The sequence below is a fragment of the Undibacterium sp. TJN19 genome (assembly GCF_049339485.1).
Lineage (GTDB): Bacteria > Pseudomonadota > Gammaproteobacteria > Burkholderiales > Burkholderiaceae_D > Undibacterium.
The window spans coordinates 1-737 of the sequence record NZ_JBMPPL010000053.1 but is presented as its reverse complement, the minus strand read 5'-3'; the positions used below and the strand labels follow the sequence as shown (position 1 = coordinate 737).

The window sequence follows — 737 nt, the reverse complement described above, 5'->3', positions numbered from 1 at the left end:
ATGGTGGAAGCTGAGGCCAAACTGGATCTGTTGTTCAAACACGAGGATGCCAATACGCCAGAGCTCGTCAATGCGCAGGCCTCTGGCTTTCTCTTCGAGTACCCAGGCCTGGATGGCGGCTTCTTTGGTAGCCTGCGTTTCTTTGGTTTCCTGGGATTGCCCAACTTCTTTATCTTGTCCTGGCCGGGTGCGCAGGTCGTGTACTTCGACCGTGGGTTCGCGCCAGGTGGTGACGAATTGCAGCGGGCGGTCGGCGTCGAGGTGGAACTCGGTGCGCAGGACGGGGTGGCGTTGTATGACGCTGTGCAGGGCTTCGCGGAACAGCGCAGGCTGCCAGTCGGCATCAATGGCAAAGGTGATGACGCAGTGGTAGACGGCAGACTGGGGATTCTGCATCGAATGAAACCACATGCCTTGTTGCAGCATGGACAGGGGATAGGCGTCTTCAATGGCTTGTCCACGGTAACTACGCGGCAGGCGGGCCTGTTCTTCTGGACTCAGCAGGGCAAACGGTACGAGGGTGCTGCTGGTGCTGGCGGTGTCTGTGCCCTGCCCTGCGGGATGGACAGTGCCGTCTGCACGCACAGTTCCTGCCACGCCGGTATCAACGACGACACTGGCCAGTTCAGCAATGGTGGGGTGGGCAAACAGGTCTTTGATGGCGAACTGCAAGCCTTGCGCCCGGGCAGCCGAGACGAGGGAGATGGAGCGAATGGAGTCGCCACCAATTGCAAAGT

1 protein-coding gene is annotated in these 737 nt (G+C 59.7%); it reads right to left on the bottom strand.

Annotation, left to right across the window (positions count from 1 at the left end):
- Positions 1-737 (bottom strand): condensation domain-containing protein (locus tag ACO0LH_RS28480; protein WP_422944526.1); only part of this gene is annotated, 737 nt, incomplete at both ends.